Here is a 25,215-nt window from a genome sequence, read left to right as displayed (position 1 = left end):
TCTTCGTAAAAAATCAAAAATTTTATAAAACGAAATGAAAAAAATATTCTTTTTTCTGCTTTTTATTAGTATTGCAAGTTATGCTCAGAAAGGTTATCCAACTCCTCCTGAGACGGCCGATCGATTATTTTATATCCAACATAGTGATAATCATAATACGTTTGTATATGATATTAACTTTATAAGTGATAAAAAAATTGATACTATTGAACCAATCAAAATTTATAGAATTGTATATACAAAAGGAGGAGCTAAAGAAGAACTCACTCACTTGCAGCGAAAAGTTGCTTATGGTGTTGATTTTAAGAAAATCAAGGAAAATCATTTTGAGTTTAGTTTGGTTTCTTTTCCAGATAACAAATTTTATCTCGGATTAGATTCGAAAGGGAAACCTCAGGTAAAAACAACAGTTAATGGAAAAAAAATAATTCTCAAAAAAATTTATATTGCTATGGTTGAATCAAAATCTATTAAGCCTGAGATAAAATTCATTAATTTTTACGGACATAATCAGGACGGTAATGTGGTAATAACGAAAAAATTATAGCTATATAAAAAATTAAAATGAACCTTCTTTTATTCTAATTTTAAAATTAATTCTTTTTCATATTATATTTGTCCAATGCAATTATCCGTCATTATCCTTAATTACAATGTTCGTTACTTTCTCGAACTTTGCGTTTTAAGTGTTCAAAAAGCACTCGAAACTATCGATGGAGAAATTATTGTAGTAGATAATAATTCGTCCGATGACAGTTGTCTTATGATGAAACAACGTTTTCCTAACGTGAAACTCATCGAAAACAAAGAAAATTCAGGTTTTCCAAAAGGAAATAATATAGGAGTTGCTCAGGCAAAAGGTGAATATATTTGTATTCTTAATCCAGATACAGTTGTTGCCGAAGATACTTTTACAAAAATTTTGGCTTTCGCCGAAAGGCAAAAAAACTTAGGAATTGTAGGTTGCAAACTTATAGACGGAACTGGGAATTTCTTGCCGGAAAGCAAACGAGGAGTTCCAACTCCGTTTGTAGCATTTACTAAAATTTTTGGTTTGTATAAATTTTCAAATTACTTCGGAAAATATTATGCACAACATTTGCAGGAAAATGAAACGGGAAAAGTTGATATTCTGGTTGGTGCATTTATGGTTATGAAACGAAAATTGTATCTCGAAGTTGGCGGTTTCGATGAAAATTGTTTCATGTATTCTGATGATATCGATTTGTCTTATATGGTTTTGCAAAATGGAAAATCGAATTATTATTTTCACGAAACAACTGTAATTCACTACAAAGGAGAGAGCACGATAAAAGACGGAACGTATATGAAACGCTTTCAGGAAGCAATGAATTTCTTTTATAAAAAACATTTTAAAGTGTCGGTTTTCTTTTCTCTATTTATGAAAATAGGAATCCTTTTTTTCTCATTTATCAAGATGTTTCAAGGCAAGCAAAAGACAAGAGTAGCACCAGATAAATATGTTTTAATGTCCGATAACGAAACGTTGAGAGAAAAACTAGAGTTTCAGTTAAAAACTGAAGTATTTCTTCAAAGAAATAACATTGAAAAAATAGATTATTCGCAATTTTTAATTAAAAAAAACAATATTGAAATTGTTTTTGATAATAATTATGTCGATTTTGTAAAAATAATTCAAACAATGCGATTAATTAAAAATAAAAAAATCACCTTCAAAATACTTCTGCAAAAGACTGATTTTCTTATTGGTAGTAACAGTAATCAGGATAGAGGTATGATTGTTAAGGTTTGAAAAAAGTATTTTTTTTAACCTATCTCTCTGTGATATAAAATTAATTCGTGTAATTCGTGTTAAATTTATTATTTTTGCATCATCAAAACCAAAAAACCTTTTAGGCAAACAATATGGCAAGATTTGAATTAAAACTTCCAAAAATGGGAGAAAGCGTTGCAGAAGCAACTATCACAAATTGGTTAAAACAAGTTGGTGACAAAATCGAAATGGACGAAGCGGTTCTAGAAATTGCTACCGATAAAGTAGATAGCGAAGTCCCTAGTGAAGTTTCAGGAATTTTGGTAGAGCAATTATTTAACAAAGATGATTTAGTTCAAGTTGGGCAAACTATTGCTATTATTGAAACTGAAGGCGGAGATGTTGCTGTTGTAAAACAAGAAGCAACTCCAGTTGCTGTTGCAGAAGTTGCTAAGACTGTAGAAGCAGCGAAAGATTCAGTTGCAGCGCCAGCTAATTTTTCAGATTCAGAAAAATTCTTTTCTCCATTAGTAAAAAACATTGCTAAAGAAGAAGGTGTTTCAGTAGCTGAACTTGAAAGCATCAAAGGTTCTGGAAAAGACGGAAGAATTACTAAAGAAGATATTTTAAATTACATAAAAAATAGAGGAAATCAGCCAGCAGTTGCTCCGATAGCTATCGGGACTGCTCCAGTTGTAGCAACTCAAAATGTAGCTCCAGTGGCTCAAAAAGCAGCTCCAGTTTCTGTAAATGGAGGTGACGAAATCGTTGAAATGGACAGAATGCGTAAGCTTATTTCTGGTTACATGGTTGCATCAGTACAAACATCGGCACACGTACAATCGTTTATTGAAGTAGATGTGACAAATATCGTAAAATGGAGAAATAAAGTTAAAGATGCTTTCGAAAAACGTGAAGGCGAAAAACTAACTTTTACACCAATTATGATGGAAGCGGTTGCAAAAGCGTTAAAAGATTTTCCAGGAATGAATATTTCGGTTGATGGTGATTATATCATTAAAAAGAAAAACATTAACTTAGGAATGGCAGCAGCCTTGCCTAACGGAAACTTAATTGTTCCTGTAATTAAAAATGCAGATCAATTAAACTTGGTTGGCATGGCAAAAGCAGTAAACGATTTAGGAAATCGTGCAAAAGCTGGAAAATTAAAACCAGACGATACACAAGGCGGAACTTATACTGTGACTAATGTAGGGACTTTTGGTTCAGTTTTTGGAACACCAATTATCAACCAGCCACAAGTAGGTATTCTAGCTCTTGGAGCCATTCGTAAAGTACCTGCAGTTATTGAAACTCCAGAAGGAGATTTTATAGGAATTCGTCAAAAAATGTTCCTTTCCCATTCATACGACCACCGAGTTGTAGATGGTGCATTAGGAGGAAGCTTCGTAAAACGCGTTGCCGATTACTTAGAAGCATTTGATGTGAATAGAGATTTTTAAAAAATAAATAACAATACAATCAAGCGATTCAAATTTTGAATCGCTTTTTTTTAGGAGCCAATCCTGCTTTTCGTTGCAATCTTTTTTTCGGCGAAAAGCCTCAAAAAAGGATTCTCACTGCAATCAGGGCTAGTAAGAAACCTTTACCGCTAACTTCGGGTTTATTTAATCCGCGAAAATCCGCTTTATTTTTGTGATCAGTGGTCAAAAAAATATGTAATTCGTTGCAAAAAAAATTAGGGCAATTACAATCTAACAATTATATTTGTAACAATACAAACAAACTAAATGGAACTCAAATTAACACGTCCAATCTGCTTTTTCGATCTCGAAACCACAGGAATCGATATAGGAAAAGATAGAATTGTAGAGATATCAATATTTAAGGTTTTTCCAAACGGAAACAAAGAAAGCAAAACATGGTTGGTAAATCCTACCATTCCAATTCCAGCACAAACCACAGCAGTGCATGGAATAACAGACGAAAAAGTAGCTAACGAACCAACTTTCAACGAATTGGCTTCTCAAGTTTACAATATGATAAAAGATTCAGATTTAGCAGGATTTAATTCTGATAGATTTGATATTCCGTTGTTGGCAGAAGAATTACTTCGTGCTGGCGTCGATTTTGATATGAAAGGACGAGTTTCTGTCGACGTACAAACTGTTTTTCATAAAATGGAAGAACGTACTTTAAGTGCTGCTCTAAAATTTTACACTGGAAAATCATTAGAAAATGCTCATTCTGCCGAATCAGATACCATGGCAACGTACGAAATTCTAAAAGCACAACTTGATCGATATCCTGAATTAGAAAATGATATGAAATCGCTTTCAGAATTCACAACCCGAAAAAAAATTGCTGATTTTGCCGGAATGATTGCTTTTGATAAAGATAATGAAGAAATTTTCACCTTCGGAAAACACAAAGGAGCAAAAGTTAATAAAGTACTAGAAGCCGAACCAGGTTATTTCAGTTGGATTCAAAATGCCGACTTTCCTTTATATACTAAGAAGGTTTTAACAGCGATTAAGCTTCGAAAACTAAATACTAAATAATTTAATCTTTCAATTTTTGAATCATTAAATCTTTGAATTTTAAGAAATGAAAATAATCTGTATAGGTAGAAATTATACCGAGCACATAGCTGAATTACAAAACGAACGTCCAACGGAACCTGTGGTTTTTTTAAAACCAGATTCAGCAGTTTTGCTCAAACAACATCCATTTGTAATTCCTGAATTTAGTGACGATATTCATCATGAAATCGAAATTATTGTACGAATAAACAAAGTTGGTAAGTATATTGATGCAAAATTTGCAAATAAATACTATGACGAAATTAGTGTTGGAATCGATTTTACTGCTCGGGATTTACAACAAAAACTAAAAGACAAAGGTTTGCCTTGGGAAAAAGCAAAAGCTTTTGACGGTTCAGCGGTTATTGGTGACTTTTTGTCGAAAAAAGATTTCAATTCGCTGGAAAATCTTACATTTGAGTTAACCAATAATGGTAAGACAGTTCAAAAAGGAAATACAAATATGATGTTGTGGAAAATAGATGAATTAATCGCTTATGTTTCACAATATTTCACCCTAAAAATCGGAGATATTATTTTTACAGGAACGCCCGCAGGAGTTGCAAAAGTATTATCTAACGATGTGTTGGAAGGTTTTTTAGAAGGTAATAAATTATTTAGAATTCAAGTAAAATAAAGCATGGCAATACATTATAATTTAGCAAAAGTATACGCGATTTCTGACGATGATAAGGACTTTGTATTGCAAATAGTAAATCTTTTTGTAGAAGAAGTTCCATCTGATGTACAACAAATAAAAGTAGGAATAAATGCTAAAGATCACTCTCATGCATACGGTTATGCTCACAAGATAAAACCCACACTCGATTTATTAGGGATGGAAGCAGCTTATGAAGAAATTTTGCAAATAGAACAATGGACTAAAGACAAAGGCAAGAAAAAAGAAATTAAAGAAATATACAAAAGCATGTCAGGTCGAATCGATTTGGCTTTAGCTGAGATTAAAAAAGATTTTAGTTTGTAATTTTTAATCTTAGTTTCTCAGAATCTTTATTATCTCAAAAAAATCAAAATGAAAGCAACCATAGTAACTGTTGGTGATGAAATCCTTATTGGACAAATTGTAGATACAAATTCGGGCGTAATAGCCAAATTTTTGGATAAAATAGGAATTGGTGTACACGAAATGCTTTCGATAACTGATGATAAACAACATATATTAAAGACACTTTCTTTATTACAAAATAAAGTTGATGTTGTTATTATAACGGGTGGTTTGGGGCCAACAAAAGACGATATTACTAAGAAAACCTTATGTGAATATTTTGAAGATGAATTAGTAATTGATAACAAAGTATTAGTTCATGTTACGCAACTTATAGAGCAATATTTTAAACGACCAATTACAAAACTCAATCAAGATCAAGCACTTGTGCCTTCTAAATGTCAAGTTTTGTTTAATCAAGTAGGAACAGCTCCTGGGATGTGGTTGCAAAAAGAAGGTACCGTTTTTATTTCATTACCAGGCGTGCCATACGAGATGAAATATTTGATGGAAAACGAAGTAATTCAAAAATTAACAGCAAAATACGAACGACCGTTTATTATTCATAAAACCATTTTGACTTATGGTGTGGGGGAAAGCCTATTGGCTGAAAGAATAGAAACATGGGAAGATAATTTACCTGAATTTATTAAATTAGCTTATTTGCCAAGTCCGGGAAGAGTAAGACTGAGGTTATCTGCTCGAGGAACAGACGAAAAATTATTACAAAACGAAATCAAGTCACAAGTCGAAAAATTACAATTAATAATTTCTGATTGTATTGTTGGTTTGGAAGAAGATGAAACTATTGAAGTCATTTTAGGGAAATTGTTAACTGAAAAAAAACTAACCATTTCTACCGCCGAAAGTTGTACAGGCGGAAAAATAGCTTCAGTATTAACATCAATTTCGGGCTCATCAAATTATTTTAAAGGAAGTGTTGTAAGTTATGCAACGGAAGCAAAAGTTAATGTTCTGGGTGTCTCACAAGAGATTATTGACGAGTTTTCAGTAGTAAGTAAACAAGTTGCCGAATCGATGGCATCTCAGGTAAAAAAAATATTCCAATCTGATTTTGCAATTGCCACAACAGGAAATGCAGGACCCAACAAAGGCGATGCCGATGCCGAAGTTGGAACAGTTTTTATTGCAATTGCCACTCCAAAAGGTGTTTTTTCGGAAGAATTTAACTTCGGACAGCCACGAGAAAAAGTCATCGATAGAACCGTAAACAAAGCTTTAGAAATAATTTATAAAGAAATTTTAAAAAACTACTAAAAATAATTTGCGACAACCATTTATTTTTCGTTCTTTTGCACTCTGAATTTTGAATAACAATAAAAGATAATATAATGTCAAGAATTTGTGACCTTACTGGTAAAAGAGCGATGGTAGGAAATAACGTTTCTCACGCAATGAACAAGACAAAGAGAAAATTCTCTGTGAACTTGATTAAAAAGCGTTTTTACCTTCCTGAAGAAGACAGATGGATTACTCTAAGAGTAGCAGCTTCTACAATCAAAACGATTAACAAAAACGGAATTTCTGCAGTTTTGAAAAAAGCGCAGTCAGAAGGATTTATAAAATAATCTGGTCCTAAAAACTATATAGCAAGATGGCAAAGAAAGGTAATAGAATTCAAGTTATTTTAGAGTGTACTGAACATAAAGCTTCTGGCGTAGCTGGAACTTCACGTTACATTACAACTAAAAACAAAAAGAATACTCCAGATCGTTTGGAGATCAAAAAATTCAATCCAGTATTGAAAAGAGTAACTGTTCATAAAGAAATTAAATAATATAAGTCATGGCAAAGAAAACCGTAGCAACTTTACAAACAGCTTCTAAGAGATTATCTAAAGCAATCAAAATGGTAAAATCTCCAGTTACTGGTGCTTACACTTTTGTTGAAGCAATTATGACACCAGAAGAGGTAGATACATTCTTAAAAAAGAAATAATCTAACATAACAATATACTAAAGCTACTTTCTTTCGGAAGTAGCTTTTTTATTTTATATTTGTGCATAATTTTTTTAGAAGCAAAATGTTAGTGCATTTTTACTAATTATAATTCTTGCTGTTTGCTAAATCTTTTCTTTGCTAAAGAAGCAACAAAAAGTTAATTACGAGAGTAATTCGAACATTAGAAGGTTAAATGATAATTGTAAAGGCTTCTATTAATTTTTTAGGTTTTTAGATTAACTATCTGAAAATCTAATTATCTAAAAAACGAAACCAAATGAATTTTTTTAAAAAAATCTTCTCCTCCGAAAAAAAAGAAAACCTAGACAAAGGTTTGGAAAAATCTAGTAACTCTTTTTTATCAAAACTAACAAAAGCCGTAGCTGGAAAATCTAAAGTCGATGATGATGTTCTCGATAATCTTGAAGAAATCCTAGTTTCATCAGATGTAGGAGTAAATACCACACTAAAAATCATTCAGAGAATAGAAGCTCGTGTTTCTAACGATAAATATCTAGGAACAGACGAACTTAACAAAATACTTCGAGAAGAAATAGCAGGACTTTTGTCCGAAACCAACTCAGGCGAAGCCACAGAATTTGAAGTTCCGAAGAATAAAAAGCCATATGTAATTATGGTTGTTGGAGTAAATGGAGTAGGGAAAACAACAACTATTGGGAAATTAGCCAATCAGTTTAAAAAAGCAGGATATAGTGTAGTTCTTGGTGCAGGCGATACATTTAGAGCTGCTGCTATAGATCAATTGCAGATTTGGGCGGATAGAGTTGGTGTTCCAATTGTTAGACAGCAAATGGGAAGTGATCCAGCATCAGTAGCATTTGATACTTTGCAAAGTGCTGTAGCTCAAAATGCCGATGTTGTAATTATAGATACCGCTGGTCGTTTGCATAATAAAGTTGGTTTAATGAATGAACTTACTAAAATAAAACGTGTTATGGAAAAAGTGATTCCAGACGCACCACATGATGTAATGTTAGTTCTTGATGGTTCGACTGGTCAAAATGCATTCGAGCAAGCCAAACAATTTACTGCAGCAACCGAAGTTACTTGCTTAGCAGTTACAAAATTAGATGGAACGGCAAAAGGTGGTGTAGTAATAGGAATTTCAGATCAATTTCAGATTCCTGTAAAATATATTGGTGTTGGAGAAGGTATTAATGACTTACATGTTTTTAATAAATACGAATTTGTAGATTCTTTTTTTAAATAAGATATGAGTAAATTAAATGAATATTACAAAAGCTTGAATCCGTTACATTTATTTATATTTGGAACAGTTTTTATGCTTTTAGCTCGCACAACAAAAGACAACTTTACTTTCGAGATAGGATGTTTATTTGCTTCTTTAATATTATATATCTTGGCTTTAGTTAAGTATATAAAAAAGTAAAACCACTCTTTTTTGAGTGGTTTTACTTTTTTATAATATTTTAGTGTATTTGTTATACTGCTCCTAAAGTATATAATTGTTCCATAGTAGGCGATTTACTTCCGCCAGCTGGTTCTAATGTAATTCCAAATGCTTCAGCATTTCCAGTTTTATTTACTGCAAATATTTTATTATTTTCTGCTGTAAAGTCAGATAACAATCCTATGCTTGTAGGTGTAAGTGCAGGTTTTAGTTTTAGCGACCAAACTTGATAAACCATTCCTTCAGGTGGTTCAGGTAATCCCGAAGCATCCACATATACAACTTGTGTTTCTTTGTTCCAATATACTTTTGCTGATGCTGTTGGTGCAATAGCTTGTCCTGCAAGGCTGATTACAGTATTTTTAGAATCACGAACTACAGCCAAAACTTCCTTAGTTTGCTTGTTTTTATTTTCAGCAGAAACCAATACTTCATTTAATTTTGTTTTCTCTTTTTCAAGTGTAACAATATCATTTTTAAACACTAGTTGCTGGTTATATTGGTAACCAATTCCTAAAAGGAATACTGCAGCTGCTGCCCAGCCTATGTAATTTAATCGATTATTTTTCGGTTTTAAATCTATTACTTTAGTATGTTTTATATCTAGTTTAGATTTTATTTTAGCAAAATTTTCTACCGATAAGAAAGGAGAAAAACTAGTAGAAAGATTAACTATTGATTTTTCTATAGAAATAATTTCATCATTAATCTCTTTGTATTTTTTCGCGATTTGGGCAACTTCTAGGTTTTGGGTTTCGTCGAGTAAACCGTAAACGTAGAGTTCTAATATTCCTGATTCTATATATTCTTTTATGTCCATAACTATAAATGTAAAAAATTTCTTAGATCGTTAATACAATTTCTATTTTGCGTTTTTACAGTTCCTAAAGGAATTTCTAATTCGTCTGAAGCTTCTTGCTGAGTGTAACCTTTAAAGAATAATAAATCTATTATGGCAATACATTTTGGCTTTAGTTTTTTTACAAATTCCTGAATTCCAATAGTATCAATCTTATTGGTTAATTTGTTACTGTCATCTAGTAGATGTACGAAATTATCGGATGATAGGTTTTTTTTGCTATTATTAAAATTTTTAGAACGCATTTTATCTATACTTGTATTTCGAGCAATATTAAGTGCCCAAGTATAAAAACGACCTTTACTTTCGTTATAAGAATCTATATTTTTCCAGATTTTTACAAAAACTTCTTGTAAGACATCTTCAGATTCTTCTCTGTCTTTAACTAAATTATTAATAACCGCAAAAAGACTTTTAGAGTACATATCGTATAGTATGGTATAGGCTCGACTATCTTTTTCTTTTATTAATACTAAAACTTCTTCTTGTGACATAAAATCATTTTTTGATTAATACAAATCTATGTAAAGTTTATTTAATATGATGATTAATGATTCGTTTGAATTTATTAAAAAATAATAATTCAGTTATATAATATTGATAATCAAATATTTAAAATTATTTTTAAAAAAAATTACTTTTTTTAAAACCATAAAGAACTATTCTGCGTAAATCAATTTATAATCATTAAAAATTTAAAACAATGAAAAAAACAAAAATGTATTTAGGTCTATCGTTTGTTGCGATTTCAGGTCTATTATTAATTGCTGCTGATCACGCAGATGCTCCAGCAGTAACAGGTAATGCAAATGATATTACCGATGTATATGCTTTTCAAGGGCAAGATACAAATAACATGGTATTCGTAGTAAACACACAAGGATTGTTAAGTCCAGGAGCAACAGCTGCAGCTGCGTTTAATGAAAATGTTATGACAGAGATTAACATTGATAACACAGGCGACAATGTAGAAGACCTTGTTATTCAAGCAATTAAAAGAGATGGTAAAATGTACTTTTTTGGACCAACTGCTCCAGGAACAACAGGAACATCTAGCACAGTTAAGACTGCTTCGTCTTCAGGAAGTGTTGATATTTCTCAGTACGGACAAGCTCCAATTACTTCAACTTCAAACGGGATGAAGTTTTTTGCAGGACCAAGAGATGATCCATTCTTTTTCGACTTAAATCAGTTTAAAGCTATTCTTGCAGGAACTGCAACTGGATTTAACAATCCTGGGACGGATACTTTTGCTGGAACTAATGTTTTAGCTACAATTATTGAAGTACCAAAATCTATGTTAGGAACTTCTACAACTATTAATGTTTGGGCAGAGACTAAACAAAAACAATAATTTAATTTTTAATAAAAGTAAAAAGATGAAAACAAATAAATTTAAAATTATAGCATTGTCAATTGTAGGTATAGCAATGTTTACAAGTTGTAACAATGATGACGATGTAGTTCCTACAGCACCAACAACAGATTTTTCTGGAACTTATGTGCAAAAAGATCAAATGGCTAGACCAGCTATAAATACTGTTTTTATTGCTTCTGGAGCCCCTAAAGATGCATTTAACGCTACAATTCCTTCAATGATGGGTGCAAATTATCAATCTATTTTTCAGTCAAGATTGTTGGCTTTAAATTCTGGATATACTACAAATGCATTAGGTCAAACAGCGGCTCAGCTTACAGGATTGTTAGCTACTGATGTTTTAGGTGTTGCAAAAACTGGAACTACTACATTTTTTGATGGTACAAATGTATTAACTGGACGCGCTCTTGCTGATGATGTTATTGATACTGAACTACTTTTAATTTTTGGTGGTCCAGCTGGAACTTCAAATGCAGGACTTACTTCTGATCATGTTAATGCAAACGATAAAACCTTTTCTGCTTCATTTCCTTACTTAGCTTCTGCTTGGTAAATTATTATAATTAGAGCGTATAAAAATTATGCGCTCTAATTTTTTAAAAATAAAACATAACATACAAAAACAAACGCAATGAAAACATTCAATTTAGTAATTCTATTTTTTGCCACTTTAGTAATGATAAGTTGCGAAAAAAAAATAGATCAAGTTACAAACCCAAAAGATTACAACGTCTTTCTAGAAATGAAAGAAAATAAATCGTTAGATTTTGCAAAGTCTGAAATAGATTTTTGGCAAAAAAAATTCGATGCAGCTCCAAATCAAATTACTTATTTATCTCAAATAGCTTCGAATTATTCGAAATTATTTGAAATAACTGGAAATATTAATGATTTGTATAAAACTGAAGAATTATTATTAAAATCGAACGAAACTTTCAAATATGCTTATGTAGGTACCATTCGTTCTTTGGGTAGAAATTATATTTCACAACATCGTTTCAAAGAAGCTTTATTATTGGCAAACAAAGCTCTGGCAATTGGAGAAGGAATGAAAGAAACTCAGAAATTACTTTTTGATGTGAATATGGAATTGGGAAATTATACTGAAGCTCAGAAAAACTTAAATTCTCTAACGGACATGAAAGATTTCGATTATTTAATTAGAATTTCGAAATGGAATGATCATCTAGGAGATTTAAAAACTGCCATTTCATTTATGGAAAAAGCAAGAGATATAGCCATTACAAACGATAGTAAAGGATTAAAAATCTGGACATTTTCTAACCTTGGAGATCTAAATGGTCATGCGGGAAATATAAAAGCTTCTTATGATTATTACCTGAAAACATTAGCTGTAGAGCCTAACAATTCGTATGCACTAAAAGGAATTGCTTGGATTGCTTTTTCTCATGAAAAAAATACAACGGAAGCCAAACGAATTATCAATGTAGTTTCTAAAAAACACAATTCGCCAGATTTTTATTTACTAAAATCTCAAATTGCCGAATATGAGAAAAATACTGATAGTGAAAAACAAAATCTAGCCTCTTATTTTAAAATGCTTACAGATCATAATTATGGAGCGATGTATAACAAATACAATACTTTAATTTATGCTGATGACAAAACTACAGCTTCAAAAGCATTAGAAATTGCAAAAATTGAAATAGATCATCGACCAACTCCAGATTCTTACGATTTATTAGCATGGTCATATTATAATCTTGGTGATAGTGAAAAAGCATTAGAAATTGAAGAAAAGTATGTAGTTGGAAAATCTTTTGAACCAAAATTGAACTATCATTTAGCAACGATTTATAAAGCCAATAATTTATTAGCTAAACTAGCACCTATAAAGAAAGAATTGTTAGCGAGTACTTTTGAATTAGGACCAGTTTTAGAACAAAAAATAAATAATTTGTAATGAAATCACTTTTTACAATTTTAATTTCATTCATTACATTTTCGAGTTTTGCACAAATGCAAAAAGGCATAGTAATAGATTCATTAGGGAATCCTGTCGAAAATGCATATTTATTGAATATAAATTCTAAATATCACGCACATACCGATGAATTTGGCAATTTTAATATAGATAAAACTAATATTTCAGATGTGTTAATCATTACAGCTTTAGGATTTAAGAAATTAGAATATACAATTGTATCTAATGAGATTTCGATAGTTTTGGAAGATGATGCTTTTAATTTGGATCAAGTAGTTATTCGGTCAAAACTAAATGCAATGAATGTTATTTCTAAAATAGATTTACAAACTACTCCAGTAAATTCTTCGCAAGAAATTTTACGAAAAGTTCCAGGATTATTTATTGGTCAGCATGCAGGTGGCGGAAAAGCAGAGCAAATGTTTTTACGTGGTTTCGACATCGATCACGGAACAGATATTGCCGTTTCAATAGACGGAATGCCAGTAAATATGGTTTCTCACGCTCACGGACAAGGTTATGCCGATTTGCATTTTGTGATTCCAGAAACGGTCGAAAAAATAGATTTTGGAAAAGGAACTTATTATGCCAATAAAGGTGATTTTGCTACAGCGGGTTATGTCTCGTTTTTAACAAAGGAAAAAATAGAGAAGAATATGATAAGTGTTGAAGCTGGACAATTTAACACTTTCAAAACTGTTGGGCTTTTTAATTTATTAGAAAAACAAAAAAATCAGAATGCTTATTTAGCAACAGAATATATTATGACCGATGGTGCATTTGACGCACCACAAAATTTTAAACGTATTAATTTATTTGGAAAATATACATCAGTTTTTGCTGATAATAGTAAGTTTTCTATCAATGCTTCTAATTTTACAAGTAAATGGGATGCTTCTGGACAAGTTCCACAACGGTTGATTAATGCTGGATTAATTTCAAGATTTGGTGCTGTTGATGATACTGAAGGCGGAAAAACATCGAGAACAAATTTGAACATTTCATTATCAAAACCTATTGATGAAAATATGATGCTAAAAGCGAATGCTTTTTATTCAAAATATAATTTTGAGTTATATTCTAATTTTACATTTTTCTTAGAAGATCCAATAAATGGAGATCAAATAAGCCAAAAAGAAAATAGAGATATTTTTGGTCTAAATACAGAATTAAATAAAAAAGGAACAAATTCTAATTTTCAGTTGGGTTTTGGTTTCAGAAATGATGCTACAAAAAATACCGAATTATCGCATACAGTAGGACGTTATACAACTTTGAATAATTTGAAATTAGGAGATATAGACGAAACGAATGTTTTTTCCTACCTGAATACTGAATTTGATTTCGGAAAATTAAAGATAAATCCAGCAATTAGATTCGATTATTTTAAGTTTGATTACCAAGATAAATTGGCAACAAATTACAAAACACAAACTGAAAATAAAGCTAAATTTTCGCCAAAATTGAACTTTATCTTTACACAAAATAATAATTTGCAGTTTTACTTAAAATCTGGTTTTGGGTTTCATTCTAACGATACCCGAGTTGTAGTTGCTAATGCTGGAAAACAAATTTTGCCAACTGCTTTTGGTTCTGATTTAGGAATTATTGTAAAACCATTTCCTAAACTATTGCTTAACTCAGCTATTTGGATGCTAAATCTAGAAGAAGAATTAGTATATGTTGGCGATGCTGCAACGGTTGAGATTTCAGGAAGAACAAAACGAATGGGTTTCGATTTTGGTTTGCGTTACCAGTTATCTAATTATTTGTTTTTTGATACCGATGTAAATTATACTTATGCCAGAAGTATTGATGCACCAAAAGGACAAGATTATGTTCCGTTGGCACCTGATTTTACATCGACAGGAGGATTTAGTGTTAATAAATATAAAGGTTTTTCGGGAGGATTTCATTATCGATATCTAAAATCTCGACCAGCCAATGAAGACAATTCGATTGTAGCAAAAGGATATATGGTTTCGGATTTGAATATAAATTATGAATACAAAAATGTAATTTTTGGAATTTCAGGCGAAAATATTTTTAATACAAAATGGAATGAAACTCAATTTGCGACTGAAAGCAGATTGAAAAATGAGACTCAAAGTATTGAAGAAATACATTTTACACCAGGAGTACCATTATTTCTTAAAGCTAAAGTGACTTATAGGTTTTAAAATTAATAAAGAAACTCTAGTTCATCTAAAAAAGGAAATTATAAAGTTAGTTTAGTTTTGTTTTTATGTTTGTTTAAAAGCTCATTAGTAATTTATCTAATGGGCTTTTTTATGTTGTTTTAAATCTCCATCAAAAATGATTACAGATAATTTATTAATATTAAATAGATAAATTATCGATACTAATAATCTTGTTTTGTATTGCATACACAACTAATCCTGCAACATTTTTAGATTCTGTTTTTAGTAATAAGTTATTTCTATGACCATCTACGGTTCTGTTACTTATAAATAGTTTTTCAGCAATATCATTAGTACTTAATTGTTTGCAAATTAATTGTAATACTTCTTTTTCTCTATTAGTTAAATAGTCTTCGTCGAAAATACTTTTTAGCTTTGTGTTTGAAGCTAATATTCCATCGTGTATAACTTGTAGTACATTTTCGTTATAGTAAAATCCTTTTTCCGAGACTTCGTTTATTGTTTCTATCATTTCAGTTGGAGTACTGTTTTTTATCAAATATGATGCGGCTCCAATATTTATCATATTTGCAATAAAAGATTTCGAATCATAACTAGTTAAAGCAATAATTTTAATTTTCGGAAAATCATTATTTATAATTTTAGTCGCTTCAACACCATTTAAAAGCGGCATTTTAAGATCCATCATAATAATGTCGGGATGAATAGTACTTTCTTTTAAGAAAGATAATAATTCACTTCCATTAGATACTTCAAAAATAATTTCTATATTTTTTTCTCTTTGTAATAAAAATGAAATTCCTTTTCTAAATAAAATTTCATCATCAGCAAGGATTATTTTGATTTTATCATCCATGATATTAAAAATTAAAAATAATTTGTGTTCCTTTATTTATCTCTGAATTTATATTTAAGGTGCCATTTAAAAAACTTATTCTACTTTCTATATTTTTCATTCCTAAACCCTTTTTATTGTCTAATATAGTAGTGTCAAAACCAATTCCGTTGTCAGAATATTTGCAATAATTTATGCCATCTTCATTTTCAAAAAGAATAGAAATAGATGATGCTTTACCATGTCGAAGAGAATTATTCATAAGCTCTTGTAAAATTCTAAAAACATGAAGATGTTTTTGTTCATCATTATTATCATTGAACGAAATGAAATTTTCGTATTTAACGGATACTGATTTACTACTATTAAATTCTAGACACAATTCTTTTACACCGGCATCTAAACCAAATTTTTCTAATACAGGAGGTAATAAGTCATGTGCAATTCTTCTGGAATTATCTAAGGTTTTTTTTGTAAGATTAATGATGTTATTTGTTATTTCGGTAATTTCTTTTTGTGATAAATTGGGTGTTAGTAACAAATGACTGTTTAGTGAAACAATATTTAGTTTAGAACTAATATCGTCATGTAAATCCTGTGCTATTCTTTTTCGCTCATCTTCTTGAGTTTTAATAACAGAGTGTAATAAACTTTTTTGATGTTTAGATTCTAAAAATCTTTTTTCTATTTCATTTTTTACAATTTTTATTCGTGAGAAATAAAAGAATAAAATTAATACAAAAGCCATTAAAAGAAACGCAATAAAGGTGTAAATAATTACACATATTATTTCGTTTTGAGGGATTGTATTTATTTTCATATTATATTTTTTTAGAAAAATTATTTTTCCATTCAACTAGTATAAATAATTGATACATAATGTATAAAGCTGAATTTAAAATCCATGGGATATCATTTAAATTATTATCTAGTTTTGCTACTAGATTTCCTACAAGAAACAATACGGTACTTCCAAATAAATAGATTAATATACCTAGGTTAATATAATAAAAATCTTTTTTTTCATTTAATAAATTATATAGATAGTATGTTGAGTAAATAATAATAGGAAAAGAAGTAATAAATATTTCAAATAAATTAAATTCAAAAAATAAATTTGGATCCATTAAATATTGTATCACTAAGATAAGTGGACACAGAATTAATAAAAGCTTAATTGTTGTTTTTTGAAAATTTACTTTTAGGATTGTTAAGTAAAAAAAACTTAATAAAAAAAACTGGAGTATAAAATAGAAATGAGATAAGAATAAATTATTTATTTTTAAATAATTTAAGACATTTACAATTAATTGAATAATAAAAATTAATACAGAATATATCGTAAAAATTTTAAAGGCTTTTCCATTATTAGAAAAGCCCTTAATAAATAGAATTACATTTATTAGTAATATAAAATAGCCAATATCTGCAAAAAAATTATTCATATTATTATTTTAATGTGTACAAAGGACTGTCTACGTCACATGTACTTGGGCAAGGTTTTGTAAAGTCGTAAATGTATTGTTCTTTCGTGTCATCAATCAAATCATTCCCATCAATATCAACCCCAACGAGCATTAATTTGTTAATACCATTTTCATCAACTCCTATATAAGCACGAACATCTACAACATTATTTTCATTTAATAATTGTGTGATATCTACATTAGGAATTAAATGAGCTTTAACTGTATTTGATGGATCTGATCTCCATGTAGTTGCCCATTCTTGTGCTTGTTGCAATGTAATTGTGTTTTCTGCCATGATAGTTAGTTTTATGATTAGTTTAAAAATTTCTATCAAAAATACTATTTAAATTCAATAAAAAAAGACTCGTAACGAAAAACAGGTATAAATACCTATATGCATTTTCTTACAAACCATAATTTAGCAGTATGGTTATAGAATGTAAAAATGATATAACTATAAATTTTTTTAAAAACAGACATAATCATTTCATTTTACTAAGCAAATAAACTTAAACTAACTACTAAATTTAATTATCATGAAAAAACAAATTTCCAAAATCCTAATAGTATGCCTTTCGGTAACAGGGATTATTTTTCTTGGGTGTAATAAGAAAGCTGATTTTGAAGCAAGTTATTTACCTCAAGATGTATTACAAAAAGATACGCTTACTAAAGCCGATTTCGATTCTTGGTTTATGAATAAAAAAGCGACCGAAAACGGATTGGTTTTACCTGCAAATAGTTTATCTAAATTTAATGATAATTTTGACTTTTATAAGTGGTCTGAACAGATGTTCTTATGGATTACATCAAATGATAAAGGGAAAACAGTTATGGAATCGCCTACTTTTTACACAGTTTCTCCAATTGTAGATGGTAAACGCTCTTTAATCCCTCACGATTCTAATACAATGTTAAGAGCTTCTAGTAGTATAAGTCAAAACGGGCCTAATGGGCTTCCTATGGTGATTGACAAAAACGGAAATAAGTTTGAGGTAGAAAGTAATACCGAAAAAGAGAAAGTATTTGTTAAAAATGATATGAATAAGAGTGTAATAGTTAATCAGATAGTATCTAATTCTAAAGGAGGAGAGGATTTTATTGACGATAAAGGAAATATAATAAATAAGCCTAAAGCTATTATAAATGTAAAAACAAATTCGAAAAATGTATTACACAAATTTAGAGCTGGAAATAAAAATATCTTTCTGGACTCTAATGGAAACACAGTCGACGTAGAACTTGGACAAGCTGGTTCCTCAGGTATTTTGATGTCAGAAAACCAATCTTTAGTTTATTATATTACAATGGTAAATGATGTATTTGCTTATTATTTGTCAGGTTATAAGTCAGGAAAATTATCATTAAATGAATTTCCTACGACTCAAACTGAGTTAGATGAAATTCTGAAGTATGCAAAAAATGAAGGTTGGGCTACACCACCAGATCCAAATGCTCTAGCAATGGAAATTAAAACATCATGGGTTGAAACTAAAGATTTGCCTAATTTAAGTAACTATATTACTATTGATGCAATAATTCCTACTTATAATAAATCGAACCCAAATAAATGGTTTGTAAACGGAGAAAGAAAAGCAAAGTTAGCAATGGTTGGTATGCACGTTGTAGGTAGTGTAGCTGGTCATCCAGAGATGGTTTGGGCTACTTTTGAACACGAAAAAAATACGCCGAATGCTGCTTATTCTTATAAAGATACAAATAATAAAATCAAAGAAATTCCAGCAGATAAAGGTTCTGGATGGTTGTTTAATGCTAATGCTTCTGATAATGTAGATAAAGAGAATTTTAAAAACATGAAAGATACAATAGAAGTAGTTAGTTTAAATAAAAAAAGCGACTCTGTTCAAGTAATTTTAGTTAAAGATCCAAAAATATTTAGTCCAGGCGCTAGAAGAATTATGGCTTGGGGTAGTGCGTCTAATACTGTTCCTAATCAAGAAAATGATACGCCTGCTGATGCAAATAGCCAAGTGATATCTATGAATAATGCTGTAAGAAGTATGTTAGTTGGAAATGACATCAGGAAAAATTATTTACTAATTGGGGCAACTTGGACATTTGGAGGAAATGCCCCGAACGGAATGAGTTACCCGTATGCAAATTATGCAAGTCCTACACCAAAAGATTCTATTCCTAAGGTGACTCCACTTGGAGATGCTATCGGTACCGCACAATTGTCAAATAGTACTATGGAAACTTTTGTACAGTCACCTTCAACAGCTTCAACTTATTCTAACTCTATTTCTTGCTTTTCTTGTCATAATAAAAATAATTTACTTCAGCCAGAATCGTTAAGTCACGTTTTTGTTAGGTTACAAGGATTAAAGCCTAAAAATAATATGTTGAAAGTTAAAAAAATAGATAAATAACAACATTTAAAAAACAGGTATAAATACGGGGTTTTATTTTTTAATAAAACTATAATTTAGTAAAATTAATTAAGGAATTAGTTTTAAAAGTAATTATTTCTTTAAAAAATTAAATTATCTTAGCAATCAAAAAATCAATATATAACTAACTAAAATAAAAAATTATGTCAACAGAACCATTTATAGGGGAGATTAAAATCTTAGCTTTTCAATTTGCGCCTCGAAGCTATATGGATTGCGCAGGACAAATCATGTCAATTGCCAGTAATACTGCTTTATTTTCATTATTAGGTACCACTTACGGTGGTAATGGAGTTCAAACGTTTGGATTGCCTGATTTAAGAGGACGTATGCCTATTAATCAAGGTACTGGACCTGGATTGCCAAGCTATGCTTTAGGGCAAGTTTCCGGAACAACGAGTGTTACTCTATTATCTTCAAATTTACCACCACATGCTCACCCAGCTCAAGGAATAAATGTTAATATCCCTGTATCAGCAGGGAGTGGGGATACTGATGTTCCTAATGGGTCATTTCTTGCGCAAGCAACTGGGGATTTTTACTCATCTGTTTCAACACCAGGTAATAATTATGGAGCATTGGCAGTATCAGGACAAACTGGAATTGCAGGTTCTGGATTGCCTGTTTCGATTATGAATCCTTATTTGGTAGTTAACTATTCGATAGCGATATATGGAATTTTTCCTAGTCGTAACTAATTGAAGGTTCTTCAATTTATTTTAATAATTTAAAAAAAAGAATTATGTCTACAGAACCATTTATAGGGGAAATTAAAATTTTTGGGTTTAATTTCTCCCCAATTAGTTACGATTTTTGCAACGGACAAACCTATTCAATTGCTCAATATACTGCCCTGTTTTCGTTAATTGGGACCACATATGGAGGCAATGGTCAAACGACCTTTAATTTACCAAATTTGCAAGGAAGGGTCCCTATTGGGCAAGGGCAAGGTCCTGGTTTGCCAAATTATGTCATTGGAGAACAAGCGGGAGCTAATAGCGTTACATTAATTAATGGAAATATGCCTCCTCACGTTCATCCTGGTCAAGGAATAAATGTTAATATTCCTGTATCAGCAGGGAGTGGGGATACAGATGTTCCAAACGGAGCTTTTCTTGCGCAAGCAACTGGGGATTTTTACTCATCTGTTTCAACGGTGGGTAATAATTACGGACCATTAGCTATATCAGGACAAACTGGTATAGCTGGTTCTGGATTTCCATTAAATATAACAAACCCATATTTAGCATTAAATTATTGTATTGCTGTAGAAGGGATATTTCCAAGTAGAAATTAACAAAAAAAGGAAATCAAAAAAAGGAAATCTTGAATTCGAGATTTCCTTTTTTTTAGTATTAAAATTTATGCAAAAAATAGGAATTTTATTACCAAGATCTACCTTTTATGAAACCATTGGTTTTGATATATTTGAGGGATTGCGATCTGGCTTGAAGCTTATAGGTAGGGAAGATGTTAAGATAATTACTGAGAATATAAGTTTCGGTGCTGATAAACAGCAATGTTATAGAAGTGCAGAAAGATTGTTATTAGACGAAAATGTAGATTTGGTAATAGCTTATATAGGTCACAGAACAGCTGAATTACTAAAACCTCTTTTTCTTGCGGCTAATAAGATATTAATTGTTTTAGATGCTGGAGCTAATTTACCTAATGAATGGCCAACTTGTCCTAATATTTTTTATCATTCACTTCATAATGCATTAGGTGCATGGTTAACATCCAAAAAAGCTGTTAATGATGGTTATGAAAAGGCAGGAATGGTAACAGGTTATTATGATGGAGGTTATCTACATACTTATAGCATTAGTAAGGGGTTTGAAGATGGTGGTGGTACTATTTGTTTTAATCATGCAACAGGATATAAGATAGAGGATTTCACGATGGAGTCTGTAAAAAATCATTTAGAGCAAAATCCCAAGAGTGCACTTTTAAGCCTTTTTAGCGGAGATTATGTGCAATGGTATTTTACAGAAATAAAAAAATGGTTTGAGAGCGAAAATTTACCCATTTATTTAACTCCTTTTAGTATGGAAGAAACCATGTTAGAAAATGCGATTTTCCCAAGTACTAATGTAAGCGGAGTTGTGTCGTGGTCTAAAAAAATAGATTCTTCCGAAAATAATATTTTTATTGAAACTATTACAAATTCCGGAAGGACGCCTAATTTATTTTCATTATTAGGCTGGGAAGGAGCTAAAATATGCAGTAAGATACTAGATTTAATTCCTGAACATAAAAATAAAATATCTTCAATAGCTTCTGACTTACAAAAGTTTGAGTTCACAAGTCCAAGAGGGCATGTTTTTTTTGACGCAAAAACAAATATGTCTATTAGTCCATTATATGAAGCTTTAATTGTTGAGAATAATGGAATGTGTGAAATAAAATTAGGATCTGAAATAAAAGATATAAAAGCGGAGTTTGATAAATTAGTAGAACTCGATTTAAATAACGTTACATCAGCTTGGTATAATAGCTATACCTGTATTTAACATGGAAGAAAAAAAGAAAATATTACTTTTATGTGGAGGTAAATTTGCTTTCAAAGCAATACAATTATTAGCTGTCGAAAAGTATTTATTTGGAATAGGAATAGGTGAAGGAAGCGAAATAATCGTAGATGCCCTAGAAAGAGAATGTGAGAATAATGATATACCTTTTCAATCCTTTTCTAATAGAAAAAGTATCTCTGAAATGCGCACTTGGATTAATTCTATCCAACCAGATTATATTTTTTCTATATCTTTTCCTTTTTTAATTCCAGACGATGTATTAGCGTATGGAGCAGAAAAATTTATTAATTTCCATCCGGGGCCATTACCTCAATATAGAGGTGTTATGCCTATTTTTGAAGTATTAAAAAATCAAGAAAAAGAAACTGCTATATGTGCTCATTTTATGAATTCAAAATTTGATGAAGGAAACATAATATTTAATGATCCTATAAGTATTGATAAAGACGAAACTTATGGAAAGTTAGCTGTAAAATTGAGTAGTCGTGTAGCTCAAGTAGCTTTAAATGTAGCCAATATGCTTCAATTTGCGAGTAAAATACCAAGCTCTATTCAAGATGAGACGGAATCTTACTATTATGAAAAACCTCAATTATCGGATACATATATAAATTGGAAAAAAATGGAAGCTTCTGAAATTATAGCATTAATAAATGCTTGTAATCCCTGGAACACGGGTGCAGATGCATCTTTTTTAGGGGAACAAATAAAAATTATATCAGCTTCACTAATTCATGAAGGACATAATAATGCAATGCCAGGTACAATATTACAATTGGCAGAAGATAATACAATAAATGTAGCTTGTTCAGACAATCAACAAATAGCTATAGAAATTATGAGTACCGATGAAGGTATTATGACAGCGAAACAAATTATGGCAAACAGAAATTTAACAGGTAATATTTTCAATTAAAAAAGTACCTTTGGAAAATAATTAATTTAAACATACGCATTCTAAATATTAACACAAATAAACCAACATGAAACAAAAATTTACTTTATTAGTAGCTCTTCTGTTTGTAAGCTTTTTGGGGCAAGCACAAACACAATTTTGGAGCGACACTTTTGAAGCGGCAGGAGCCCCTTCAAGCGGAACCCGAACACCAGAAGAAAATGGAGGAACAACACCTCTTCCAAGTGTTTCTTACTTTAAATTGACGGACGGATCAACTATTTCTCAAGTTGTTCCTTTCACGTCAAAACAAGGAACAAATTTCTGGGCTGGAGAAGATCATAATGCTGCAGGTACTGGATTTACTGCTAGTGGAGCACAAGGTGCACTTCCAGCAAGCAATCCATTAAATGAGCTACAAATTGATTGGACTGGTATTAACATTGCAGGTAAGTCGGGATTAAGTTTTAGAGGTCTAATTGCAGCTGCAAGTACTAATGAACCATGGGATAACATAAATGCTTGTATAAGTGGAGTAGGCACAACTAATACCGATTATATCATAGTTGAATATAGTATAGATGGAGGAGCTTTCGTAAACTTAATTAGATTTTACAATAGAGGAAGTGCAACAGGATCTAATGACAAATACCTATACGAAGACACAGACAACAATGGTTGCGGAGATGGTACGCAATTAACAAATGTGTTTGGCGAATTTATCAAAACTATTGTTGGTACTGGAACTACAATGAGTTTACGTATTCGTGTTTTTTCTGAAGGTCCTAATGAAGAATGGGGAATAGATAACTTTCGATTATATGAGACACCTTCATGTGTTGCGCCAGTAGTTACTTCAAATCCTCCAAATAGAACTATTTGTTCAGGTGGTAATACTACTTTTGGTGTAGTTGCAACAGGTGCAACAGCTTATCAGTGGCAAGTGAATACAGGATCAGGCTTTACTAATCTTACAAATGGGGCTCCATATTCAAATGTTACCACTAACATAATGACTATAACTGGTGCAACATCAGGAATGAGTGGGTATTTATATCGTTGTGTAATTTCTAATGGAGTTCCTTCGTGTTTTACTAATTCAAACTCGGGAACACTAACAATTTCAACACCTATTTTGGCAGCTTTAAGTCAAACCAACGTTTCTTGTAATTCAGGATCTAACGGAACCGCTACTGTAAGCGCAAGCGGAGGTTTTGCACCTTATACTTACTCATGGGCACCTAGCGGTGGTACAGGAGCAACAGCTTCTGGATTAGCAGCAGGAAATTACACTTGTACTGTGACTGATAATCTTGCTTGTTCTGCAACACAAACATTTACTATAACTCAACCTACTGCAATTGTTGTGACAGCTGCTTCACAAACTAATGTGTCTTGTTTTGGAGGATCTAATGGAGCTGCAAGCATCAATACACCAACAGGAGGAGCAGGAGGTTATACTTACAATTGGACTCCAGGTAACCCAACAGGAGATGGAACAATTTCTGTAACTGGATTAAGTGCTGGGTCATGGACTTGTACTGTGACAGATGCTAATAGTTGTACTGCAACAAGAACATTTACGGTAACACAACCACCAGCTATATCAGTAACAGCTGCATCACAAACTAATGTGGCTTGTTTTGGAGGATCTAATGGTGCTGCAAGCATTAATACACCAACAGGAGGAGCAGGCGGTTATACTTACAACTGGACACCAGGCAACCCAACAGGAGACGGAACTGTTTCAGTAACTGGATTAAGTGCTGGGTCATGGACTTGTACTGTGACAGATGCTAATAGTTGTACTGCAACACAAACATTTACAGTAACACAACCACCAGCTTTATCAGTAACAGCTTCATCACAAACTAATGTGGCTTGTTTTGGAGGGGCAACTGGTGCAGCAACTATCAATACCCCAACAGGAGGAGCAGGAGGTTATACTTATAACTGGACTCCGGGTAACCCAACAGGAGATGGTACAGTTTCAGTAACAGGATTAAGTGCAGGCACATGGACTTGTACTGTGACAGATGCTAATAGTTG

26 protein-coding genes and 1 pseudogene are annotated in these 25,215 nt (G+C 31.4%); 21 read left to right on the top strand and 6 right to left on the bottom strand.

Annotated features, from left to right (window positions below; translation table 11 throughout):
- The first annotated feature begins 34 nt into the window (after positions 1-34).
- The 11 genes from ACKVOV_RS09190 (at position 35) to ftsY (ending at position 8,477) form a co-directional block, all read left to right on the top strand.
- Positions 35-547, top strand: coding sequence for a DUF4833 domain-containing protein (locus tag ACKVOV_RS09190; protein WP_409206464.1), 513 nt, complete (start codon positions 35-37; stop codon positions 545-547).
- A 75-nt stretch (positions 548-622) separates the two neighbouring features.
- Positions 623-1,774 carry a glycosyltransferase family 2 protein gene (locus ACKVOV_RS09185; protein ID WP_409206463.1) on the top strand — a complete coding sequence of 384 codons (1,152 nt, stop codon included), beginning with the start codon at positions 623-625 and terminating at the stop codon, positions 1,772-1,774.
- A 113-nt stretch (positions 1,775-1,887) separates the two neighbouring features.
- Positions 1,888-3,198, top strand: coding sequence for a dihydrolipoamide acetyltransferase family protein (locus ACKVOV_RS09180; RefSeq protein ID WP_409206462.1), 1,311 nt, complete (start codon positions 1,888-1,890; stop codon positions 3,196-3,198).
- 288 nt (positions 3,199-3,486) lie between these two features.
- Positions 3,487-4,257: an exonuclease domain-containing protein gene (locus tag ACKVOV_RS09175; protein WP_409206461.1), complete on the top strand. Its 771-nt coding sequence runs from the start codon at positions 3,487-3,489 to the stop codon at positions 4,255-4,257.
- Positions 4,258-4,303: 46 nt separating this feature from the next.
- On the top strand, positions 4,304-4,915 hold the full coding sequence (locus tag ACKVOV_RS09170) for a fumarylacetoacetate hydrolase family protein (protein ID WP_409206460.1): 612 nt from the start codon (positions 4,304-4,306) through the stop codon (positions 4,913-4,915).
- A gap of 3 nt (positions 4,916-4,918) precedes the next feature.
- Complete coding sequence (locus tag ACKVOV_RS09165; RefSeq protein WP_409206459.1) at positions 4,919-5,263, top strand: Hpt domain-containing protein; 345 nt, start codon at positions 4,919-4,921, stop codon at positions 5,261-5,263.
- 48 nt (positions 5,264-5,311) lie between these two features.
- Complete coding sequence (locus ACKVOV_RS09160) at positions 5,312-6,562, top strand: CinA family nicotinamide mononucleotide deamidase-related protein (RefSeq protein WP_409206458.1); 1,251 nt, start codon at positions 5,312-5,314, stop codon at positions 6,560-6,562.
- Between the two features lie 74 nt (positions 6,563-6,636).
- Positions 6,637-6,873 carry a 50S ribosomal protein L28 gene (gene rpmB, locus ACKVOV_RS09155; RefSeq protein WP_091472963.1) on the top strand — a complete coding sequence of 79 codons (237 nt, stop codon included), beginning with the start codon at positions 6,637-6,639 and terminating at the stop codon, positions 6,871-6,873.
- 26 nt (positions 6,874-6,899) lie between these two features.
- Positions 6,900-7,082: a 50S ribosomal protein L33 gene (gene rpmG / locus ACKVOV_RS09150; RefSeq protein WP_011963553.1), complete on the top strand. Its 183-nt coding sequence runs from the start codon at positions 6,900-6,902 to the stop codon at positions 7,080-7,082.
- A gap of 8 nt (positions 7,083-7,090) precedes the next feature.
- The gene (locus ACKVOV_RS09145; protein ID WP_348076206.1) at positions 7,091-7,243 is read left to right on the top strand and encodes a DUF4295 domain-containing protein; all 153 of its coding nucleotides are present in this window, start codon (positions 7,091-7,093) and stop codon (positions 7,241-7,243) included.
- A gap of 280 nt (positions 7,244-7,523) precedes the next feature.
- The gene (ftsY, locus tag ACKVOV_RS09140) at positions 7,524-8,477 is read left to right on the top strand and encodes a signal recognition particle-docking protein FtsY (protein WP_409206457.1); all 954 of its coding nucleotides are present in this window, start codon (positions 7,524-7,526) and stop codon (positions 8,475-8,477) included.
- Positions 8,478-8,709: 232 nt separating this feature from the next.
- On the opposite strand, the gene ACKVOV_RS09135 is transcribed toward ftsY, so the two are convergent.
- Both ACKVOV_RS09135 and ACKVOV_RS09130 read right to left on the bottom strand, forming a co-directional pair.
- On the bottom strand, positions 8,710-9,498 hold the full coding sequence (locus ACKVOV_RS09135; protein ID WP_409206456.1) for an anti-sigma factor domain-containing protein: 789 nt from the start codon (positions 9,496-9,498) through the stop codon (positions 8,710-8,712).
- A 2-nt stretch (positions 9,499-9,500) separates the two neighbouring features.
- Positions 9,501-10,031 (bottom strand): RNA polymerase sigma factor, encoded by a 531-nt coding sequence (locus ACKVOV_RS09130; RefSeq protein ID WP_409206455.1) that lies wholly within the window; start codon positions 10,029-10,031, stop codon positions 9,501-9,503.
- Positions 10,032-10,240: 209 nt separating this feature from the next.
- Between ACKVOV_RS09130 and ACKVOV_RS09125 the strand changes: the two genes are divergently transcribed.
- The 4 genes from ACKVOV_RS09125 to ACKVOV_RS09110 all read left to right on the top strand — a co-directional run bounded on the left by ACKVOV_RS09125 (position 10,241) and on the right by ACKVOV_RS09110 (position 15,040).
- Positions 10,241-10,891 carry a DUF4331 family protein gene (locus ACKVOV_RS09125; RefSeq protein WP_409206454.1) on the top strand — a complete coding sequence of 217 codons (651 nt, stop codon included), beginning with the start codon at positions 10,241-10,243 and terminating at the stop codon, positions 10,889-10,891.
- A 25-nt stretch (positions 10,892-10,916) separates the two neighbouring features.
- Positions 10,917-11,468: a DUF4331 family protein gene (locus tag ACKVOV_RS09120; RefSeq protein WP_409206453.1), complete on the top strand. Its 552-nt coding sequence runs from the start codon at positions 10,917-10,919 to the stop codon at positions 11,466-11,468.
- Positions 11,469-11,546: 78 nt separating this feature from the next.
- Positions 11,547-12,839: a hypothetical protein gene (locus ACKVOV_RS09115; protein ID WP_409206452.1), complete on the top strand. Its 1,293-nt coding sequence runs from the start codon at positions 11,547-11,549 to the stop codon at positions 12,837-12,839.
- Complete coding sequence (locus ACKVOV_RS09110; RefSeq protein WP_409206451.1) at positions 12,839-15,040, top strand: TonB-dependent receptor; 2,202 nt, start codon at positions 12,839-12,841, stop codon at positions 15,038-15,040. Before ACKVOV_RS09115 ends, ACKVOV_RS09110 begins: the two co-directional genes overlap by 1 nt.
- A 160-nt stretch (positions 15,041-15,200) precedes the next feature.
- Here the strand turns inward: ACKVOV_RS09110 and ACKVOV_RS09105 are convergent, their stop codons facing one another.
- From ACKVOV_RS09105 to ACKVOV_RS09090, 4 genes are read right to left on the bottom strand one after another with little or no spacing between them, the layout of a single operon-like run.
- Positions 15,201-15,878, bottom strand: a complete 678-nt coding sequence (locus tag ACKVOV_RS09105; protein WP_409206450.1) for a response regulator — start codon at positions 15,876-15,878, stop codon at positions 15,201-15,203.
- 4 nt (positions 15,879-15,882) lie between these two features.
- Positions 15,883-16,677, bottom strand: coding sequence for a sensor histidine kinase (locus tag ACKVOV_RS09100; protein ID WP_409206449.1), 795 nt, complete (start codon positions 16,675-16,677; stop codon positions 15,883-15,885).
- A gap of 1 nt (position 16,678) precedes the next feature.
- A complete protein-coding gene (locus tag ACKVOV_RS09095; RefSeq protein ID WP_409206448.1) occupies positions 16,679-17,302 on the bottom strand; it encodes a hypothetical protein in 624 nt (207 codons plus the stop codon).
- Between the two features lie 4 nt (positions 17,303-17,306).
- Positions 17,307-17,621 carry a hypothetical protein gene (locus ACKVOV_RS09090; protein WP_409206447.1) on the bottom strand — a complete coding sequence of 105 codons (315 nt, stop codon included), beginning with the start codon at positions 17,619-17,621 and terminating at the stop codon, positions 17,307-17,309.
- Positions 17,622-17,862: 241 nt separating this feature from the next.
- Between ACKVOV_RS09090 and ACKVOV_RS09085 the strand changes: the two genes are divergently transcribed.
- The 6 genes and pseudogenes from ACKVOV_RS09085 to ACKVOV_RS09060 all read left to right on the top strand — a co-directional run.
- Positions 17,863-19,716, top strand: coding sequence for a hypothetical protein (locus tag ACKVOV_RS09085; protein WP_409206446.1), 1,854 nt, complete (start codon positions 17,863-17,865; stop codon positions 19,714-19,716).
- A gap of 164 nt (positions 19,717-19,880) precedes the next feature.
- Positions 19,881-20,435 carry a phage tail protein gene (locus tag ACKVOV_RS09080; protein WP_409206445.1) on the top strand — a complete coding sequence of 185 codons (555 nt, stop codon included), beginning with the start codon at positions 19,881-19,883 and terminating at the stop codon, positions 20,433-20,435.
- Between the two features lie 44 nt (positions 20,436-20,479).
- Entirely contained in the window at positions 20,480-21,034 is a 555-nt protein-coding gene (locus ACKVOV_RS09075) for a phage tail protein (RefSeq protein WP_409206444.1), read from the top strand.
- Positions 21,035-21,101: 67 nt separating this feature from the next.
- Positions 21,102-22,250, top strand: coding sequence for an ABC transporter substrate-binding protein (locus ACKVOV_RS09070; RefSeq protein WP_409206443.1), 1,149 nt, complete (start codon positions 21,102-21,104; stop codon positions 22,248-22,250).
- A 1-nt stretch (position 22,251) separates the two neighbouring features.
- Positions 22,252-23,187, top strand: a complete 936-nt coding sequence (locus ACKVOV_RS09065; RefSeq protein ID WP_409206442.1) for a methionyl-tRNA formyltransferase — start codon at positions 22,252-22,254, stop codon at positions 23,185-23,187.
- A 67-nt stretch (positions 23,188-23,254) separates the two neighbouring features.
- A pseudogene (locus tag ACKVOV_RS09060) lies at positions 23,255-25,215 on the top strand (hypothetical protein); the annotation flags it as partial.

The sequence above is a fragment of the Flavobacterium sp. genome (assembly GCF_046153165.1).
Classification (GTDB): Bacteria; Bacteroidota; Bacteroidia; order Flavobacteriales; family Flavobacteriaceae; genus Flavobacterium.
The sequence above is the reverse complement of the archived record's forward strand: the minus strand, read 5'-3'. Positions and strand labels throughout refer to the sequence as shown.

Bases quoted from the DNA above. Each gene is read 5' to 3' on its own strand.
- ACKVOV_RS09190 (WP_409206464.1), top strand. From the start codon at position 35: ATGAAAAAAATATTCTTTTTTCTGCTTTTTATTAGTATTGCAAGTTAT.
- ACKVOV_RS09185 (WP_409206463.1), top strand. From the start codon at position 623: ATGCAATTATCCGTCATTATCCTTAATTACAATGTTCGTTACTTTCTC.
- ACKVOV_RS09180 (WP_409206462.1), top strand. From the start codon at position 1,888: ATGGCAAGATTTGAATTAAAACTTCCAAAAATGGGAGAAAGCGTTGCA.
- ACKVOV_RS09175 (WP_409206461.1), top strand. From the start codon at position 3,487: ATGGAACTCAAATTAACACGTCCAATCTGCTTTTTCGATCTCGAAACC.
- ACKVOV_RS09170 (WP_409206460.1), top strand. From the start codon at position 4,304: ATGAAAATAATCTGTATAGGTAGAAATTATACCGAGCACATAGCTGAA.
- ACKVOV_RS09165 (WP_409206459.1), top strand. From the start codon at position 4,919: ATGGCAATACATTATAATTTAGCAAAAGTATACGCGATTTCTGACGAT.
- ACKVOV_RS09160 (WP_409206458.1), top strand. From the start codon at position 5,312: ATGAAAGCAACCATAGTAACTGTTGGTGATGAAATCCTTATTGGACAA.
- rpmB (WP_091472963.1), top strand. From the start codon at position 6,637: ATGTCAAGAATTTGTGACCTTACTGGTAAAAGAGCGATGGTAGGAAAT.
- rpmG (WP_011963553.1), top strand. From the start codon at position 6,900: ATGGCAAAGAAAGGTAATAGAATTCAAGTTATTTTAGAGTGTACTGAA.
- ACKVOV_RS09145 (WP_348076206.1), top strand. From the start codon at position 7,091: ATGGCAAAGAAAACCGTAGCAACTTTACAAACAGCTTCTAAGAGATTA.
- ftsY (WP_409206457.1), top strand. From the start codon at position 7,524: ATGAATTTTTTTAAAAAAATCTTCTCCTCCGAAAAAAAAGAAAACCTA.
- ACKVOV_RS09135 (WP_409206456.1), bottom strand. From the start codon at position 9,498: ATGGACATAAAAGAATATATAGAATCAGGAATATTAGAACTCTACGTT.
- ACKVOV_RS09130 (WP_409206455.1), bottom strand. From the start codon at position 10,031: ATGTCACAAGAAGAAGTTTTAGTATTAATAAAAGAAAAAGATAGTCGA.
- ACKVOV_RS09125 (WP_409206454.1), top strand. From the start codon at position 10,241: ATGAAAAAAACAAAAATGTATTTAGGTCTATCGTTTGTTGCGATTTCA.
- ACKVOV_RS09120 (WP_409206453.1), top strand. From the start codon at position 10,917: ATGAAAACAAATAAATTTAAAATTATAGCATTGTCAATTGTAGGTATA.
- ACKVOV_RS09115 (WP_409206452.1), top strand. From the start codon at position 11,547: ATGAAAACATTCAATTTAGTAATTCTATTTTTTGCCACTTTAGTAATG.
- ACKVOV_RS09110 (WP_409206451.1), top strand. From the start codon at position 12,839: ATGAAATCACTTTTTACAATTTTAATTTCATTCATTACATTTTCGAGT.
- ACKVOV_RS09105 (WP_409206450.1), bottom strand. From the start codon at position 15,878: ATGGATGATAAAATCAAAATAATCCTTGCTGATGATGAAATTTTATTT.
- ACKVOV_RS09100 (WP_409206449.1), bottom strand. From the start codon at position 16,677: ATGAAAATAAATACAATCCCTCAAAACGAAATAATATGTGTAATTATT.
- ACKVOV_RS09095 (WP_409206448.1), bottom strand. From the start codon at position 17,302: ATGAATAATTTTTTTGCAGATATTGGCTATTTTATATTACTAATAAAT.
- ACKVOV_RS09090 (WP_409206447.1), bottom strand. From the start codon at position 17,621: ATGGCAGAAAACACAATTACATTGCAACAAGCACAAGAATGGGCAACT.
- ACKVOV_RS09085 (WP_409206446.1), top strand. From the start codon at position 17,863: ATGAAAAAACAAATTTCCAAAATCCTAATAGTATGCCTTTCGGTAACA.
- ACKVOV_RS09080 (WP_409206445.1), top strand. From the start codon at position 19,881: ATGTCAACAGAACCATTTATAGGGGAGATTAAAATCTTAGCTTTTCAA.
- ACKVOV_RS09075 (WP_409206444.1), top strand. From the start codon at position 20,480: ATGTCTACAGAACCATTTATAGGGGAAATTAAAATTTTTGGGTTTAAT.
- ACKVOV_RS09070 (WP_409206443.1), top strand. From the start codon at position 21,102: ATGCAAAAAATAGGAATTTTATTACCAAGATCTACCTTTTATGAAACC.
- ACKVOV_RS09065 (WP_409206442.1), top strand. From the start codon at position 22,252: ATGGAAGAAAAAAAGAAAATATTACTTTTATGTGGAGGTAAATTTGCT.